The organism is Xylanimonas allomyrinae, assembly GCF_004135345.1.
GTDB classification, from domain to species: Bacteria; Actinomycetota; Actinomycetes; order Actinomycetales; family Cellulomonadaceae; genus Xylanimonas; species Xylanimonas allomyrinae.
On record NZ_CP035495.1, the window covers coordinates 687,947 to 703,361 of the forward strand.

Annotated in this window: 20 protein-coding genes; 12 read left to right on the plus strand and 8 right to left on the minus strand. The window is 73.9% G+C overall.

Features of this window, described 5'->3' with window-relative positions:
• Window positions 1–67: 67 nt before the first annotated feature.
• Window positions 68–1,267, minus strand: a complete 1,200-nt coding sequence (locus ET495_RS03075) for a GTP-binding protein (protein ID WP_245993283.1) — start codon at window positions 1,265–1,267, stop codon at window positions 68–70.
• 55 nt (window positions 1,268–1,322) lie between these two features.
• Here ET495_RS03075 and rpmB point away from each other — a divergent pair, with 55 nt between their 5' ends.
• The 7 genes from rpmB to ET495_RS17490 all read left to right on the plus strand — a co-directional run bounded on the left by rpmB (window position 1,323) and on the right by ET495_RS17490 (window position 3,272).
• Window positions 1,323–1,559 (plus strand): 50S ribosomal protein L28, encoded by a 237-nt coding sequence (gene rpmB, locus ET495_RS03080; RefSeq protein ID WP_129202512.1) that lies wholly within the window; start codon window positions 1,323–1,325, stop codon window positions 1,557–1,559.
• Window positions 1,559–1,723 carry a 50S ribosomal protein L33 gene (gene rpmG, locus ET495_RS03085; RefSeq protein WP_129202514.1) on the plus strand — a complete coding sequence of 55 codons (165 nt, stop codon included), beginning with the start codon at window positions 1,559–1,561 and terminating at the stop codon, window positions 1,721–1,723. Before rpmB ends, rpmG begins: the two co-directional genes overlap by 1 nt.
• On the plus strand, window positions 1,723–2,028 hold the full coding sequence (gene rpsN, locus ET495_RS03090) for a 30S ribosomal protein S14 (RefSeq protein ID WP_129202516.1): 306 nt from the start codon (window positions 1,723–1,725) through the stop codon (window positions 2,026–2,028). Before rpmG ends, rpsN begins: the two co-directional genes overlap by 1 nt.
• Before the next feature lie 21 nt (window positions 2,029–2,049).
• A complete protein-coding gene (locus ET495_RS03095; RefSeq protein WP_129202518.1) occupies window positions 2,050–2,331 on the plus strand; it encodes a type B 50S ribosomal protein L31 in 282 nt (93 codons plus the stop codon).
• A complete protein-coding gene (ykgO, locus tag ET495_RS03100) occupies window positions 2,328–2,450 on the plus strand; it encodes a type B 50S ribosomal protein L36 (RefSeq protein WP_111250312.1) in 123 nt (40 codons plus the stop codon). The genes ET495_RS03095 and ykgO overlap by 4 nt, the downstream gene beginning before the upstream one ends.
• A gap of 30 nt (window positions 2,451–2,480) precedes the next feature.
• On the plus strand, window positions 2,481–2,648 hold the full coding sequence (rpmF, locus tag ET495_RS03105) for a 50S ribosomal protein L32 (protein WP_129202520.1): 168 nt from the start codon (window positions 2,481–2,483) through the stop codon (window positions 2,646–2,648).
• 150 nt (window positions 2,649–2,798) lie between these two features.
• Window positions 2,799–3,272: a hypothetical protein gene (locus ET495_RS17490; protein ID WP_211340901.1), complete on the plus strand. Its 474-nt coding sequence runs from the start codon at window positions 2,799–2,801 to the stop codon at window positions 3,270–3,272.
• Between the two features lie 81 nt (window positions 3,273–3,353).
• Here the strand turns inward: ET495_RS17490 and ET495_RS03115 are convergent, their stop codons facing one another.
• From ET495_RS03115 to ET495_RS03130, 4 genes are all read right to left on the minus strand, one after another.
• A complete protein-coding gene (locus ET495_RS03115; RefSeq protein WP_245993284.1) occupies window positions 3,354–3,749 on the minus strand; it encodes an MmcQ/YjbR family DNA-binding protein in 396 nt (131 codons plus the stop codon).
• Window positions 3,750–3,794: 45 nt separating this feature from the next.
• Window positions 3,795–5,858: an elongation factor G gene (locus ET495_RS03120; RefSeq protein ID WP_129202522.1), complete on the minus strand. Its 2,064-nt coding sequence runs from the start codon at window positions 5,856–5,858 to the stop codon at window positions 3,795–3,797.
• A 178-nt stretch (window positions 5,859–6,036) separates the two neighbouring features.
• A complete protein-coding gene (locus ET495_RS03125) occupies window positions 6,037–6,375 on the minus strand; it encodes a YciI family protein (RefSeq protein WP_129202524.1) in 339 nt (112 codons plus the stop codon).
• A gap of 82 nt (window positions 6,376–6,457) precedes the next feature.
• Window positions 6,458–7,432, minus strand: a complete 975-nt coding sequence (locus tag ET495_RS03130; protein WP_129202526.1) for a LysR family transcriptional regulator — start codon at window positions 7,430–7,432, stop codon at window positions 6,458–6,460.
• Between ET495_RS03130 and ET495_RS03135 the strand changes: the two genes are divergently transcribed.
• On the plus strand, window positions 7,358–8,545 hold the full coding sequence (locus ET495_RS03135) for a YeiH family protein (protein WP_211340902.1): 1,188 nt from the start codon (window positions 7,358–7,360) through the stop codon (window positions 8,543–8,545). The two genes, ET495_RS03130 and ET495_RS03135, sit on opposite strands and share 75 nt — an antisense overlap.
• A gap of 3 nt (window positions 8,546–8,548) precedes the next feature.
• Here ET495_RS03135 and ET495_RS03140 read toward each other — a convergent pair whose 3' ends face one another.
• The gene (locus ET495_RS03140; RefSeq protein WP_129202530.1) at window positions 8,549–9,184 is read right to left on the minus strand and encodes a dihydrofolate reductase family protein; all 636 of its coding nucleotides are present in this window, start codon (window positions 9,182–9,184) and stop codon (window positions 8,549–8,551) included.
• Window positions 9,185–9,358: 174 nt separating this feature from the next.
• On the opposite strand from ET495_RS03140, the gene ET495_RS03145 reads away from it, so the two are divergent.
• Together ET495_RS03145 and ET495_RS03150 are read left to right on the plus strand one after the other, a co-directional pair.
• Complete coding sequence (locus tag ET495_RS03145) at window positions 9,359–9,721, plus strand: PadR family transcriptional regulator (RefSeq protein WP_129202532.1); 363 nt, start codon at window positions 9,359–9,361, stop codon at window positions 9,719–9,721.
• Window positions 9,721–11,103, plus strand: a complete 1,383-nt coding sequence (locus ET495_RS03150) for a permease prefix domain 1-containing protein (RefSeq protein ID WP_129202534.1) — start codon at window positions 9,721–9,723, stop codon at window positions 11,101–11,103. The genes ET495_RS03145 and ET495_RS03150 overlap by 1 nt, the downstream gene beginning before the upstream one ends.
• A 48-nt stretch (window positions 11,104–11,151) precedes the next feature.
• On the opposite strand, the gene ET495_RS03155 is transcribed toward ET495_RS03150, so the two are convergent.
• Entirely contained in the window at window positions 11,152–12,210 is a 1,059-nt protein-coding gene (locus ET495_RS03155; protein ID WP_129202536.1) for a DNA glycosylase AlkZ-like family protein, read from the minus strand.
• Window positions 12,211–12,253: 43 nt separating this feature from the next.
• Between ET495_RS03155 and ET495_RS03160 the strand changes: the two genes are divergently transcribed.
• The gene (locus ET495_RS03160; RefSeq protein WP_129202538.1) at window positions 12,254–12,811 is read left to right on the plus strand and encodes a P-loop NTPase family protein; all 558 of its coding nucleotides are present in this window, start codon (window positions 12,254–12,256) and stop codon (window positions 12,809–12,811) included.
• On the opposite strand, the gene ET495_RS03165 is transcribed toward ET495_RS03160, so the two are convergent.
• Window positions 12,784–14,382, minus strand: a complete 1,599-nt coding sequence (locus ET495_RS03165; protein ID WP_129202540.1) for an ABC-F family ATP-binding cassette domain-containing protein — start codon at window positions 14,380–14,382, stop codon at window positions 12,784–12,786. The two genes, ET495_RS03160 and ET495_RS03165, sit on opposite strands and share 28 nt — an antisense overlap.
• 119 nt (window positions 14,383–14,501) lie before the next feature.
• Between ET495_RS03165 and ypfJ the strand changes: the two genes are divergently transcribed.
• A complete protein-coding gene (gene ypfJ / locus ET495_RS03170; protein ID WP_129202542.1) occupies window positions 14,502–15,407 on the plus strand; it encodes a KPN_02809 family neutral zinc metallopeptidase in 906 nt (301 codons plus the stop codon).
• Window positions 15,408–15,415 lie beyond the last annotated feature (8 nt).

Consider the following 15,415-nt stretch of genomic DNA (forward strand, 5'->3'; position numbering starts at 1 on the left):
TCGCGCCCGCGCCGACCGGCCCGTGCCGGTGCCGCCCGCGCGGCGTCGCCCGATCGACGGCCCGAGCTCAGACCGCCGTGCGCTCGCCGAGCCAGGGCGCGAGGACGTCGTCGCGGCCGAGCCAGCGCAGGCCGCCGTCTGCGGCTTCGCCGGGGGTGGCGAGCGCCGTGCGGAAGGCGTCGCTGATCCGCTGCCGCAAGACCTGCGCATCTGCGTCGTCGCCCGCGCCGACGACGCAGATGCGCGTGCGCGGGCCGGACCCGGTCATGGCCTCGCCCCAGGGGCCGAGGCCGGCGATGCACGTCTGGCCGCCGGCCGAGTCCCACAGGCAGGCCGAGTCGGGCCGGTTGGCGACGTGGAAGACGCCGCGGGAGCGGATCCGGCCGGTGCCGAGCGCTTCGACCTGGGCCAGCAGACGCTCGGGGTCGAACGCCTGGGACGAGTCGAGCACGAGGGTCCAGCTGCGGTCCCCGCCCGGCCCGTGCGCCCCGCCGATGGCGTCTGCGCCTCGCGCGCGCAGCGGGTTGGCTCGCCGCTCGGCGGCGACCGGGTCGTGCCGGAGGGCGGCGAGGTCTGCGGCGTCGAGGTGGTGGAGGCCGTCGGTGCGGGTGGTTCCCTCGCCGCGCAGCCGGTCCACCAGTCCGAGGCCGGTGGGGGACGTCCCCGTGGTGACGACGAGGTCGGCTTGCTCGAGCTGGGCCGCGAGCGCCTCGCCGACGGAGCGTTCGTCGTCGTCGGCGAGCTCCAGGCCGCGGTCCCCGCAGAGCTGGTCGCCGAGGAGGTCTTCTTCGAGGGTGTCCACGTCGGCGACTGCCGCGGTGGTCGCCAGCCGGTAGCGCGCCAGCGGGCCTCCCGGCTCGGTGGCGATCTCGAGGGCGCGGACGACGGCGATCGGCTCGGCCGTGGCGGGCAGGGCGAGTACCGCGTCGGTCCATCGTCCGTCGTCGGCGAGGCGGGTGAGCGTGGGGATCGCGTCCTCGCGCACGCAGCACGACAGGCACGCGTGCTCCAGGGGCAGCAGTGCGTCCTCGACGACGCCGCTCGCGTCGACGACGACGCGCCGCAGGGCGCCGTCGTCGACGAGCAGGTCGTGGCGGACGGCGACGGTGCCGGGTGAGCCGAGCACGATGCCGGTGACGGCGGCGTCGCGCAGCACGGGGTCGATGGCGGCCAGCACGCTGAGGCGGAGCTTCTCGGGCGTGCCGGGGGCGGGGGAGCGGGGTGCACGAAGCCTCCTTGTTGAGAACGGTTCTCGGTTGTGCTTCACTATAGCCGGTTGAGAAGCGTTCTCAACAACCCTTTCATGCGACGAAGGAGGCACGGTGTCAGCCCGCTGCCAGGTGCTCGGAACCATCCCGGGCTTCGGAAACTCGATATCCCACTCCCATGTGCGCACCAAGCGCCGGTGGAACCCGAACATCCAGACCAAGCACTACTGGGTGCCCTCGCTGGGCCGCAAGGTCACGCTGCAGGTCAGCGCCAAGGGGATCAAGACCATCGACCGGCAGGGGATCGACGCCGTCGTCGCGCGCATCCTCGCCCGAGGGGAGAGGGTCTGATGGCCCGCACCGACCTGCGCCCGATCGTCAAGCTGCGCTCGACCGCCGGCACGGGCTTCACGTACGTGACGCGCAAGAACCGGCGCAACGACCCCGACCGGATCGTGCTCAAGAAGTACGACCCGGTGGTCCGCAAGCACGTCGACTTCCGCGAAGAGCGCTGATGGCCAAGAAGTCGAAGATCGCCGCGAACGAGCGCCGCCGTGCCGTCGTGGCCCGGTACGCCGCCCGGCGCGCCGAGCTCAAGGCCGTGATCGTGGCGCCGTCGTCGAGCGCCGAGCAGCGCGCGGCCGCGGCCGCCGAACTGCGGCGCCAGCCGCGCGACGCCAGTCCCGTGCGCGTACGCAACCGCGACGCGGCAGACGGACGCCCGCGCGCCTATCTGCGCGCGTTCGGGCTCTCGCGCATTAACGTGCGCACCCTCGCCCACCGTGGCGAGCTGCCCGGCGTGACCAAGTCCAGCTGGTGACCAGCGAACCCGAGGAGAACAGTGAAGAAGGACATCCACCCCGCCTACGGGCCCGTCGTCTTCCGCGATGCGAGCGCCGGGTTCGCCTTCCTGACCCGCTCGACCCTGAGCGCGGACGTCCCGGGTGGGCCAGGGCGCCCCGCGAAGACCATCGAGTGGGACGACGGCCGCACCTACCCCGTCGTCGACGTGGAGATCTCCAGCGCGTCCCACCCCTTCTGGACCGGCAGCGCGCGCGTCGTCGACACCGCAGGCCGCGTCGAGAAGTTCCGACGGCGCTACGCCGCGAAGGAGGCACGGTGAAGGTTCGCGCCTCCCTGCGCTCGCTCAAGCTCGCTCCGGGCTCCAAGGTCGTCCGGCGCCGCGGCAAGACGTACGTCATCAACAAGCAGAACCCCCGGTTCAAGGCCCGTCAGGGCTGAGAACACCGCTAGAGAGACGAGGAGGGCGCCATGGCAGTCCCGAAGAGGAAGACGTCGAGATCCCGCACACGGTCCCGTCGGGCACGATGGACGGCCTCGGAGCCGGCGCTGGTCCCCGTCGTCGTGCAGGGCAGGACCGTCCTCGTGCCGCCGCGGCTGACGCGGGCGGTCCGGCGGGGACTGGTCGCGGCCGACTGACGCGGGCACCCCGTCGCCTGGCGGCGTGCGAGGCCCGGCGCCGCGCCGGCCGCCCTGCACGCCTCTGCGCTGATAGCGTCGCCAGCCACGTGATCACGATCGGGAGGGTCCATGCGCGGGATGCGGGCGGTAGGGGCATCAGCCTTGCTGATGGCGGCTCTGATGGCGGCAGGCTGTGACGCTGCAGGCGGCGCGGAGCCCGAGCCCGACCCCGCACGGGAGGCGGAGCAGGGTGACGAGGCTCAGGCGGACGCGGCCCCGGACGAAGCGCCCACGGCTGACGCTGCACGGGAGGCCGCCGCGTGCGCGGCCGTCTCCGACGTCATGACGATCGTCGAGAACGCCGACAACGCACTGCGCGAGGGCCGCATGACCGCCCAGGAACAGCGAGGCTGGTACGGAGTTGCGACACGCTCGCTCGGCCGCATCCCCGCGGCCGGTGCCGGTGCTGTCAGCCAGGGGGTCGCCGACCTGCAGGCGGCTGCCCCCGCGGTCGACGCCGGGGCGGCCGACGAGCCCGCCGGGATCGGGACGGCGGCCTGGGACGACGCCCTGGCCGCGCTCGCCGAGCCCTGCCTGGCGGCGGACGCGGAACTGACCGTCTCCGCCTTCACCGGTGGCTGACGTCGTCCCGCACACGGTCGCCGACGGCCACGTGCCGCGCAGTGCGCCGACCGGTGCGCGCCCGGCGCGGCGGGCCGACCGTCAGCCGTCGCCGAGGCCGGCCAGCTCGGCCTGCCGGTAGCGGGGCAGCTTCGCACGGATGAAGTCGTACGCCTCGTCGGTCATCTCGATCAGGTGACCGTCAGGCACGCCGCCGTCGAGCGGCATGGTGTTGGCGTACCGGGCCTCCGCCGGCGGGCAGTGGTACCCGCGCACGACGACGCCCGGGTACATGTCCCGGTAGGTCAGGGCGGCGTCGTGCTCGCAGCGCAGCGTGGCGACGTCGACGCCGCGCAGCGTGAACACCTCGGCGAAGATGCGGCCCTTGTCCATGCTCGGGGTCTTGAGCCGGACGGCGGTGTGCTCAGGGTGGAACGGGTGGTCGAGGTAGGCACCCGGCATGGCGAGGCAGTGGCCGAGCAGCGCGTCCGGTGACATGGCTTCGACGCTACCCGGGGAACGTGCCAGGAGTCGCCGCACGCGTCAGGGCACCCGCGACGGCGTCGACGCCACCTCGTAGTGGTCCGGCTCGATCGTGAGCTGCCCGTACCCCTGCGTGAGCGAGCGCAGGTCGAGCACGTAGCGCTGCAGCTCCACGTCAGGCACGGTCGCGATCACGACGGCGTCCCCGGCGTCCGTCATCCGGGTGTCGTGCACGCGGCCGTGCCGTCCTGCCAGGTCGGTCATGACGGCCCCCTGGTAGGCCACCGGGACAGTGACGGTCACGGCCGAGACGGGTTCGAGCACGACCGTCCCGGCCTTGGCGAGAGCCTCGTGCACCGCCAGCGACCCCGCGGTGCGGAACGCCATGTCGGAGGAGTCGACCGAGTGCGACTTGCCGTCGACGAGCTCGACCCGCACGTCGACGACGGGGTGCCCGTGCGGGCCACCGCGTTCGAGGGCGTCCCGCACGCCCTTCTCGACGGCGGGGATGTAGTGCCGTGGTACGGCGCCCCCGACGACGGAGTCGACGAACTCGAACCCGCCACCGGGTCCGAGCGGGGAGACGACCACATGCACGACGGCGAACTGGCCGTGGCCGCCCGACTGCTTCTTGAGGCGGCCCTCCGCCCGGGTCTCGCGCGCCACCGTCTCGCGGAACGCGACGGGTGCGGGACTCGTCGTGACGCTCACCCCGAAGATGCGCTTGAGCCGGTCGACCAGGATCTCGAGCTGGGTGTCGCCGAGGCCGTGCACGATGGTGCGGCCGTCGCTGTACTCGACCGAGAGCGTGTGGTCCTCGGTGAGCGCGCGTGCGAGCGCCGTCGAGAGCTTCTCGACGTCGGGCTGGCTGACGGGGTCGAGCGAGAGCGAGTACACCGCGGGGTGCTCGGGGAGCGCCCGCGGCCGCGCCTGGCCGGTGGGCCGGGACCACAGCAACGACCCGGCCGGGGTGCCCACGAGCTTCGCGGCACCGCCGACGTCACCGGCCCGCAGCTCGTCGCAGGGCAGGCGCTGCGCGCCGCGCAGCCGGAAGAGGTTCCCGAGACGCTCCTCGGTGCCCGTCGTCGCGTTGCGCAGCCGGTCGCCGGCGCGGACGGTGCCCGAGAGCACCTTGAGCATGGTGATCTGCCCGAGGAACTGGTCGGCGACGACGTCGAACGCGTACGCCAGCGGCTCGCCCTGCGGATCGCGGGCCACGGAGACCTCGGTGCCGTCGGACGCGACGATGGCCGAGTCGCGCGCGCTGAGCGCGGGGATGAGCTGGCACAGGATGTCGATGAACCGGTCGACCCCCGTCTCGGTGACGCCCGACGAGACGACGACCGGCACGGCGTCGCCGGCGGCGGTCTGCTCCGCGAGCCGCCGCTGGAGCTCGTCGAGCGAGGGCTCCTTGCCCTCCAGGTACGCCTCGAGCAGGGCGTCGTAGTGCGAGACGATCTCCTCGGTCACGTCGCTGTGCAGGGTCTGGCTCTCGTCGGCGACGTCGTCGGGCAGCGGTTCGACGATCTGCTCGTGCTTGGGGCCCTGCGCGAGCGCCCGGCTGCCGAGCACGTCGGCCACGGCACGGAAGTCCTCCTCCGAGCCGATGGGCAGCTCGATGGGCCACAGGTGGGGCCCGAACGTCTCGCGCAGCTCGCCGAGCACGCGGTGAAAGCTGGCCTGGGGGCGATCGGCGCACGTCACCATGACGATGCGGGGCACGCCTGCGGCGTCGGCCGCGGCCCAGGCGGCGCGCGTTCCGGCGGTGACGCCCGCGACCGCGGACACGACGACGACGGCGAGGTCGCAGGCCGACAGGGCGGCGTCGACGCTCCCGATGAAGTCCGGGTGCCCGGGCGTGTCGGCCAGCGTGAGCGTGTAGTGCTCGCCGTCGTCGGAGTCCCACTCCAGATAGGTCAGGCCGGTCGTGAGCGTGGTGCCGCGCGCGACCTCCTCGGGCTGGTAGTCGCCGACCGTCGTGCCTGCGGCGATCGTGCCCGGACGCGCGATGGCCCCCGATCGGTGCAGGACGGCTTCGACCAGCGTCGTCATGCCGGATCCGGCGCTGCCCACGAGGGCCGCCATGATGTGTCGGTTGACCTGAGCCTCAGCGTCGAGTGCCATGGTCCGAACCTAGCGGGAGGGGGGCGTGGCGGCGCGCGTTCCGACCGATCCCGGCGTCCGTGAGATTCGTCTCGGCGGCCGCTTAGCACCGTCGCGGGGTCGTTCCGCCGTGTGACGGTGCGCTCGTGGGGCGGCGCGGCGTCACCGCCGCAGCGGTCGGCTCGTGTCGGGCCGCGCTTCAGCCGGCCGGGTCGTGCATGATCTCGCGCACCTCCTGGGCGCACCGGCATGCGGCCGCGAGCCGGGCGGCCCACGCCAGCGCGTCCTCTCGCGTCGGCACGTCGATGACGCTGAACCCGCCCAGCACGGCCTTGGTCTCGGGGTAGGGCCCGTCGGTGACCGCCCCGTCGGTAGCCACGATGCTCGCCCGCTGGCTGAGCAGGCCACCGCCGTAGACCCAGACCCCGGCGTCTCGGGCCTCGTCGACGACCGCGTGGCTCGCCTCGGAGACGGCGGGAAGGTCCTCCGGGCTGACGATCATCGTGCCGTCGTCGAACGAGATCAGGTAGTGCGGCATCACGTGGCTCCTTGCTCGTGACCGTGGGTGCGGGGTGCGCCCTCGTCCAGGGTGGACCTGGGGTGACCGCCCGGCACCTCGGTCACTCCACCGCGCCGCCGCGTTCGTCGTCCGCCGCGACGTCGTCGAGGAGCGCTCCCGCCCGTGTCGCGACCGCCGCGAACCGCCGCGCCGTGGCCGACAGCCCGGCGCCGTCCTTCCAGACCAGGCGCAGGCGCCTGCGCAGGTCGAGCCCGGCGATCGAGACGCGCGCGAGCGAGCCGCGCGCGACGTCGTCGGCCACGCCCAGGGCCGAGACGACGGTGACCGCGCCGCCGTGCACGACGGCGGAGGTGAGCGCCACGGTCGAGCCCATGGTCGGCAGGTGCGGGGGCAGGGCGTGCCCTGCGCGCTCGAGTGCGGCCTCCAGCACCTCGCGCGTGCCCGAGCCCGCCTCGCGCACCACCAGCCGGGCACGGAGCAGGTCGCCGACGGCGACGGTGCGGCGTCCGGCCCAGGGGTGTGTGGGGGCGACGACGGCGACGAGCTCGTCGTCGGCGACCGTGCGGCTGCGCAGGCCCCGCCGCACGCCCGGCCCTTCGACGAAGCCCAGGTCGGCGCCGTCGGCGAGCACGAGGTCCATGACGTCGCGCGAGTTGCGGACGACGAGCTCGACGTCGGGGGCCGCGCCGGCGCGCGGGGCGGCGGCGAGCGCGGCGAGCCAGCGCGGGGCGAGGTGCTCGGCGACGGTCAGGCTCGCGGCGACGCGCAACCGCTCGTGCGTGGTGGTGCGCAGCGCGGTCACGGCCTCCTCGAACCGCTCCGACGCAGCCACGAGCTCGCCCGCCCAGGTGGCGACCAGGCGGCCGGTCTCGGTGAGGCTCGTGCCGCGCGGGGCCCGCACGAGCAGGTCGATGCCGAGGCGGCGTTCGAGCGTGCGGAGCCCGGCCGAGGCGGTCGGTTGCGCGACGCCGCGAGCGCGGGCCGCGGCGCTGATCGAGCCGTGCTCGTCGAGCGCGACGAGCAGCTCGAGCAGGGCGAGCGACGTGCGTTCGGTGCGGCGGGTCCGATCAGCCATAGGCGAATCCTATGGCTCTCTCGGGCGGTCGGGCTTCCGCGGCCGCCGCCGGCGCCCGACGCTGGGAGTCGTGCGCCTGATCCCCGGACTTGCCCTCGCCGTGCTCGCCGGGGCCGGCCTGCTCGCGGTGTCCCCCTCGTTCCCGCCGTCTCCCCGCTCGTCCTCGCGCTCGTCCTGGGTGCGGCCGTCGGCACGGGCGCAGGCGCGTGGGTGCGCCGCGCGCCCGTCGAGCGGGGGCCGCTGTGGGCGGCGCTCGCGCCGGGCACGGCCGTCGCCGCCAAGCACGTGCTGCGCACCGGCGTCGTGCTGCTGGGGCTGCGCCTGTCGGTGCCCGACGTGCTCGCGCTGGGCTGGCGCGGGCTCACCGTCGTCGTGGTCACGCTTGCGGTGACGTTCGCCGGCACGCAGTGGGCCGGACGCCGGCTGGGCGTGCCGCGCGAGGCGGCGCTGCTGGTCGGCACGGGGTTCGCCGTGTGCGGGGCCGCGGCCGTCTCGGCGATGACGGGCGTGGTCGAGCGTTCCCGCCCGCCCGAGGCGCGGCACACCGCCGACGCCGACGCCGTCGCGGCGGCGCTCGCGCTCGTGACCGTCTACGGCACGGTCGCCGTGTTCGTGCTGCCCCCGCTCGCACGCGCGATCGGGCTCGACGACGCACGCACCGGCCTGTGGATCGGCGCGAGCGTGCAGGAGGTCGCCCAGGTGGTCGCGGCCGCGGGAGCCGTCTCGGCAGCCGCCCTCGCGACGGCGACCATCGCCAAGCTGGCGCGCGTCGCGCTGCTCGCGCCGATCGTGGCGGGCACGGGCGCGGTGCTCGTGCGCCGCGAGCCCGGGCGCGCGCTGCCGGAGGAACGGCGCACGCCGCCCGTTCCGCTCTTCGTCCTGGGGTTCCTCGTCGCCGTCGCCGCGCGCTCGACGGGCCTGGTGCCTGCTGGCGTGCTGCATGCCGCAGACGCGCTGACGACGGTGCTGTTCGTCGTCGCGATGGTCGCCCTCGGGCTGGGCGTCGACGTGCCCCGGCTGGTGCGCACCGGGCGCCGCACGCTGCTGCTGGGCGGGATCTCGGCGCTGCTCGCGTCGAGCGTGTCGCTGGCCGGGGTGCTTGCGCTCGGGTGAGCCTCACACCCCGTGGTCGGCGGCCGCCATGTCGCCCGTGCCGGGCACCCCGTCGGCCAGCGCGTAGCGCAGGAACACGGTCCCCGACGGGCTCGCGGCCGGCGGGGCGGCGAGCGTGAGGTTGGCGGGGACCGCGCCGCCGTCGAACACCTTCTTGCCCGTGCCGAGCACGATGGGGTGGACCCACAGGTCGAGGCGGTCGAAGAGCCGTTCGCGCAGGAGCGTCTGGACCAGGTCGAGGCTCCCGACGACCCGGACCTGCTCGTGGCGCTCGCGGATCTCGCGCACCGCGTGCGGGAGGTCGGGCCCGAGCAGCGAGGACCCGGCCCAGTCGAGCCGCGGGCGCCCGCGCGAGGCGACGTACTTGGGGACGGTGTTGAACAGGGTGGCGAACGCGGCGTCCTCGCCTCCCTCGTAGCGCGGCCAGTACGCCGCAAAGATGTCGTAGGTGCGCCGGCCCAGCAGCAGCGCGTCGGTGCCCTCGTAGGCGGCGGCGATCTGCGCGCCTGCGACGTCGTCGAGCAGGGGCGCCTGCCAGCCGCCGAACGCGAAGCCGCCGTCCGGGTCTTCCTCCGGGCCGCCCGGCGCCTGGGCGACGAGGTCAAGGGTGGTGAACAGCTCGATCTGGATCAGGCCCACGATTCCTCCCGGGTGGTGGTGGTTCCCGGGGTAGACGCGCGCGCCGTCCCGGACTCATCGCCGGCCGCGGGCGCCGTCGGCGGGTGTGCGTGGCCGCGCGGCAAGGCTCGTGGTGCTATGCCTTGTGGTGCTAGGGTACGAACCCCTAGCACCACAAGGTATGGGAGCACTCTCGTGCACATCGACAAGGACCTGGTCGCGGCGTCCGCGACGCCGCTCGTCCTCGGCATCCTCGCCGACGGCGACCTCCACGGCTACGCCATCCTCAAGAGGGTCGGCGAGCTCTCGGGCGGGCGCATGCAGTGGACCGACGGCATGCTCTACCCGCTGCTGCACCGGCTCGAGCGCAACGGCTGGGTGTCCGCCCGGTGGGGCGTCTCGGAGGCGGGGCGCAAGCGCAAGCACTACGCGCTGACCACCGCCGGGCGCGAGGCCCTGGGCGAACGGCAGGCACAGTGGAGCGTCGTCGCCGACGCGCTGCGGCAGGTGTGGGACCGGCTCGAAGGCGGCCACGCCGCGGCGGAGGTGTGGGCGTGATGACCGAACCGATCCACGAGCCGCTCGACGCACACGCGGCGCTGGAGGCGCAGATCGACCAGTGGCGCCGCTGGGTGGTGCGCCGCACGGCGATCGCGGTCACCGACGCCGAGGAGCTCGAGGACAACCTGCGCGGCCAGGTCGCCGACCTGCGCGCCGGCGGCCTCGACGACGACGAGGCGTTCCTCGTCGCCGTCAAGCGCATGGGCAACCTCGACGACGTCTCGCGCGAGTTCGCGCGCGAGCACTCCGAGCGGCTGTGGAAGCAGCTCGTGCTCGTGCCCGAGGAACCCGTCGCCACCTCGCCTCGCCTGCGCGAGCTGGGCGTCGTCGTCACGCTCGCCGTCGGCGCCGGCATCGCGGTCAAGGCCCTGCTCGCCACCGGCGACGACCAGGTGCTCGTCGCCAACGTCGCGTTCGCCGTCCTGCCCTTCCTCGCCGCCTACTTCGCCTGGTCGCGGCGGCTGCCGGGGCGCATCAGCGGGATGCTGGTGGCGCTCGCCGCGGTGCCCGCACTGGCGGTCAACCTGTTCCCGTTCGAGAACCTGGCCGGCGGCGGGTCCGGGATGACCTTCGTCCTGGCGGCGACTCACCTGCCCGTGCTGCTGTGGCTGCTGCTCGGCGTCGCGTACACCGGAGGCGACTGGCGTTCGGACGCCCGGCGCATGGACTTCGTCCGGTTCACCGGCGAGCTGCTCATCTACTTCGCGCTCATCGCGATGGGCGGTGGGCTGCTGATCGGCCTCACGGTCGGCACGTTCACCATCGCGAACGTCGACATCGAGCCGTTCCTCGGGGACTGGCTCATGCCGTTCGCCGTGCCGGGCGCGTTCCTCGTGGCCGCGTGGCTCGTCGAGGCGAAGAAGAACGTCGTCGAGAACATGGCGCCCGTGCTGACGCGCGTCTTCACGCCCCTGACCATCGTCATGCTGGCCGCGATGCTCGTGGTGCTGCTGGCCCACGGGTCGCTCATCTCCGTCGACCGCAACCTGCTGATCCTCATGGACGCGGTGCTGGTGCTCGTGCTCGCGCTGCTGCTTTACTCGATCTCGGCGCGCGACCCGCTCGCGCCGCCCACCGTGTTCGACTGGCTCCAGCTCGTGCTGGTCGCGGTCGCGTTCGCCGTCAACGCCGTCGCGCTCACCGCGATGGTCTCGCGCATCGCCGAGTTCGGCTGGACGGCCAACAAGTCGGCGGCGCTGGGCCTGAACGTCGTGCTGTTCGCCCACCTGATCGGCACGGGCTGGCTGCTGCTGCGGTTCCTGCGCGGCACCCGGCCGTTCGGTGCCACGGAACGCTGGCAGACCCGCTACCTGCCGGTCTACGCGGCCTGGGCGGCGCTGGTCACGCTGGCGTTCCCGCCGCTGTTCTCCTTCTCGTGACGCGCGCGCCCGGGTGACGCCTCCGGGCCACGCTCGGTGTCCGGCGCCTCAGGCGCGGACGCTGAGCGTGGCCCGCACGCCGTCCCCGGCGAAGGCTGCGAAGCGCGCCGCCTCCGCGTCGAGCGCGGCCCCGTCCGGGACCGCGAGCGGGGTGGTGACGGTCAGCGCCACCCCCGCCGCCGACGTCGAGCGGGTCCACGAACCGGCCAGGGCGCCGTCGAGCAGGAGCAGACCCTGGGCTCGCAGCACCGCGTCGGTGCCGTGCGGTCCCCAGTCGCCCGGGTCCCGTCGGTAGGAGATCAGCTCGTCGTAGTTCGAGATCAGCAGAGCCCCGGGCACCGGCACCGGGTAGGCCCCCGGGGCGTCGGTGAACAGGCCGACGCCCGCGAGCGTGACCGGCCGCAGTTCGGCGAGCGCGAACGCGCGGCGTGCCACGGTGACCGGCAGCGACGCCCACCACGCCAGGTCCTCGGGCCGCGCAGGCCCGTGCCCGCGCACGTAGGTGCGCGCGAGCCACGCGAGACGGTCGTCGGGCGTGCGCGACGACGTCGGCAGGTCGAGCGCGCGATAGGTGTGCTGCCTGCCGCGCACGGGACCGGAGCCGACCTCTCCGCGCAACTCGGCCTCCATGAGCACGTGCGCGAGGGGCTGCGTCGACCACCGCCCGCCCGGCCCGCCGAGACCCGCACCGGTCAGCCGGTCGGCGACCTCGCCGCGCGTGAGCGGCCCGTCCGCGCGCACGGCCTCCACGACGACGTCGGCCGCGGCGTGCCGTCGTGCCGGCGGCAGCCCGGCGCCGGGGGCGGCCGTGTCGAGCGTGCGGCGCACCCGGTCCGCGGTGAGTGCCAGCAGGTCCGGCAGGTCGGCCGCGAGCACGTGGTGCCAGGTGGGTCGCAGCACGTGCGTGCGGACGAACGCCCCCGCGTCGAACTCCGCCGACAGCTCGGCCCGGGTGCGCCCCGTCCGCCGCGACAGCGCCCACAGCGACATGTCGTGCAGCTGCGCCTGCACCGCCCCGAGATGCCCGACGGCGGCCGCGCCGTCGGACGCCGCCGGCCCCGCGAGGAGCTGGGCGCGCAGCCGGTACGGGAGCAAGGCGGCCTTCATGCCGCTACCGTGCCACGCGCCACCGACGCTCTACGCTGGCGCGATGCGCAGAGTGTCGGTGGTCGGGGCGGCGGGTGCCGGGAAGACGACGCTGTCGGCCCGCCTCGCCACCGCTCTCGGGAGCCGGCACGTCGAGCTCGACGCGTTCTTCTGGGGGCCGGACTGGACGCCGCGTCCTCCCGAGGCGTTCGAACGCGACGCCGAGCGCGCGCTGGGCGGCGAGACCTGGGTGGTCGACGGCAACTACGCCGGGTTCCAGCCCCAGGTCTGGGCGCGTGCCGACACGGTCGTATGGGTCGACCCGCCGCGAGCCGTCGTGCTGCGCCAGGTCGTGGCGCGCACGCTGCGGCAGGCGGCCGGCCGCCGTGAGCTGTGGCCCGGCACGGGCAACCGGCAGCGCCTGACATGGCTCTGGCCGGCGCACGAACGCTCGATCCTGCGATGGACGTGGCGCCAGCTCGGCGAGCTCCCGCAGCGGTACGCCGCCGCGATGGGCGATCCGCAGAACGCGCACCTGACGTTCCACCGCCTGCGCACGCGCCGCGACATCGAGCGATTCCTCGCCGAGGCATCTCACGCCAGCGACACGAGCTCCCGGTAGGCGTCGCTCCACAGGTCCTCGTCGCCGTCGGGCAGCAGCAGCACCCGCTCGGGCTCCAGCGCGTCGACCGCGCCGTCGTCGTGCGTGACCATCACGACCGCGCCCTCGTACGTCTTGAGCGCGCCCAGGATCTCGGCGCGCGAGGCGGGGTCGAGGTTGTTCGTCGGCTCGTCGAGCAGCAGCACGTTGGCGCTCGACACCACGAGCGTCGCCAGCGCCAGGCGCGTCTTCTCGCCGCCCGAGAGCACGTTCGTCGGCTTGTCGGCGTCGTCGCCCGAGAACAGGAACGACCCGAGCACCGAGCGCACCTCGGTGTCGGTGAGGTCGGGAGCGGCGTGCCGCAGGTTCTCCACGACGGTCACGTCCATGTCGAGGGTGTCGTGCTCCTGCGCGTAGTAGCCGAGCTTGAGGCCGTGGCCGGGCACGACCTCGCCCGTGTCGGGCTTCTCCACGCCCGCGAGGATGCGCAGCATCGTCGTCTTGCCTGCGCCGTTGAGGCCCAGGATGACCACGCGCGAGCCGCGGTCGATCGCCAGGTCCACCCCGGTGAACACCTCGAGCGAGCCGTACGACTTCGACAGGTCGGAGGCCGTGAGGGGAGTGCGACCGCTCGGCGCGGGCTTCGGGAACCGCAGCCGCGCCACCTTGTCGGCCTGGCGCACGCCCTCCAGCCCGCCCAGCATCGTCTCGGCGCGGCGGATCATGTTCTGCGCCGCGACGGCCTTGGTGGCCTTCGCCCGCATCTTCTCGGCCTGCGCGAGCAGCGCGCCGGCCTTCTTCTCGGCGTTGGCACGCTCGCGGCGGCGGCGCTTCTCGTCCTGCTCGCGCTGTTCGAGGTACTTGTCCCAGCCGAGGTTGTACTGGTCGAGCTCGCCACGGTTGGCGTCCAGGTGGAACACCTTGTTGACCGTGTTGCGCAGCAGGTCGACGTCGTGGCTGATGACGATGAACCCGCCCGGGTAGGTGCGCAGGTAGTCGCGCAGCCAGACGATCGAGTCGGCGTCCAGGTGGTTGGTCGGCTCGTCGAGCAGCAGCGTGCCGACGCCGGAGAACAGGATGCGGGCCAGCTCGATGCGGCGGCGCTGGCCACCCGACAGGGTGCGCAGCGGCTGGGCGAGCACGCGGTCGTCGAGGCCCAGGTTGCTGGTGATGCGGTGCGCCTCGGACTCGGCGGCGTACCCGCCGGCGGCCAGGAACCGCGCCTCGAGCTTGGGGTAGCGCTCGAGCGCCGCCGTCATGGTGTCGGGGTCGGGGTCGGCCATCCTCGCCTCGGTCTCGCGCATCGCCTTGACGAGGTAGTCGAGGCCGCGCGCCGAGAGCACGCGGTCCATCGCGATGACGTCGAGATCGCCCGTGCGCGGGTCCTGCGGCAGGTAGCCGACGTCGGAGGCGCGCACGATCTGCCCGGCCGTGGGCTGGGTCTCGCCCGCGAGGGTCTTGGTGAGCGTCGTCTTGCCGGCGCCGTTGCGGCCCACGAGGCCGATGCGGTCGCCTGCGGCGATGCGGAAGCTCGTCTCGTGCAGCAGGACGCGGGCGCCGATGCGCAGCTCGACGCCGTGGGCGGTGATCACGGTGGGGGTGCCTCGAAGTCTGTGGGGGAGCGGGTGCCGTCGCGCGAGGGTCGGGCGTCGGCGACAGCGCCCGAGTCTAGCGGTGCGCGGGTGTCGGCCCCGCGACTTACCGTGAGCGCATGACGTTCACGGAGGGCGGGAAGTTCGAGGGCGGCCGCGTCCGCAAGGGCGGCGGGGGCGGCCGGACGGGCATGATCGCGGGCGGCGGGCTCGGCGCCGTCGTGGTCGCGCTCCTGGCCTTGTTCTTCGGCAACGGAGGTGATCTCGGGCAGCTCGCCGGCGCACTCTCGGGCGCGGGCGAGCAGTCCCAGCCGCAGGTCGGTGACGGCGGGTTCGTCGACGAGTGCACGGCCGCGCAGGCGAACACCGACCTGGAGTGCGGGCTGTCGGCGACCATCCAGTCGCTCGACGCGTACTGGCAGGACGTGCTGCCCCGGCAGGCGGGCGTGCCGTACGCCCAGCCCGACGTCGTGAGCTTCAGCGGCTCGACGAACACCGCGTGCGGTCCCGCGACCGCCGACGTCGGCCCCTTCTACTGCCCGCCCGACCAGACCATCTATATCGACGTCAGCTTCTATCAGGAGCTGGAGACCCGGTTCGGCGCGTCGGGCGGCCCGCTGGCGCGCGAGTACGTCGTCGCGCACGAGATGGGCCACCACATCGAGAACCTCATCGGGGCGATGGACGAGGCGCAGCGCGGCGGATCGGGCGCCGACTCGGACTCGGTCCGCATCGAGCTGGAGGCCGACTGCCTCGCCGGCATGTGGGCCTCGGCGGCGTCGTCGACGATCGACCCGGACACGGGAGTGGTGTTCCTCGAACCGCTGACGCAGCAGGACCTCCAGGACGCCGTCTCGGCCGCGCAGGCCGTCGGTGACGACCACATCCAGCAGCAGGCGACGGGCCAGATCCGCCCCGACCTGTTCACGCACGGCACGTCCGCACAGCGGGTGCGCTGGTTCCAGGTGGGTTACGACGGGGGCACGCTGCGAAGCTGCGACGCCCTGCACGCCGAGCAGCTCTGACCACCCGC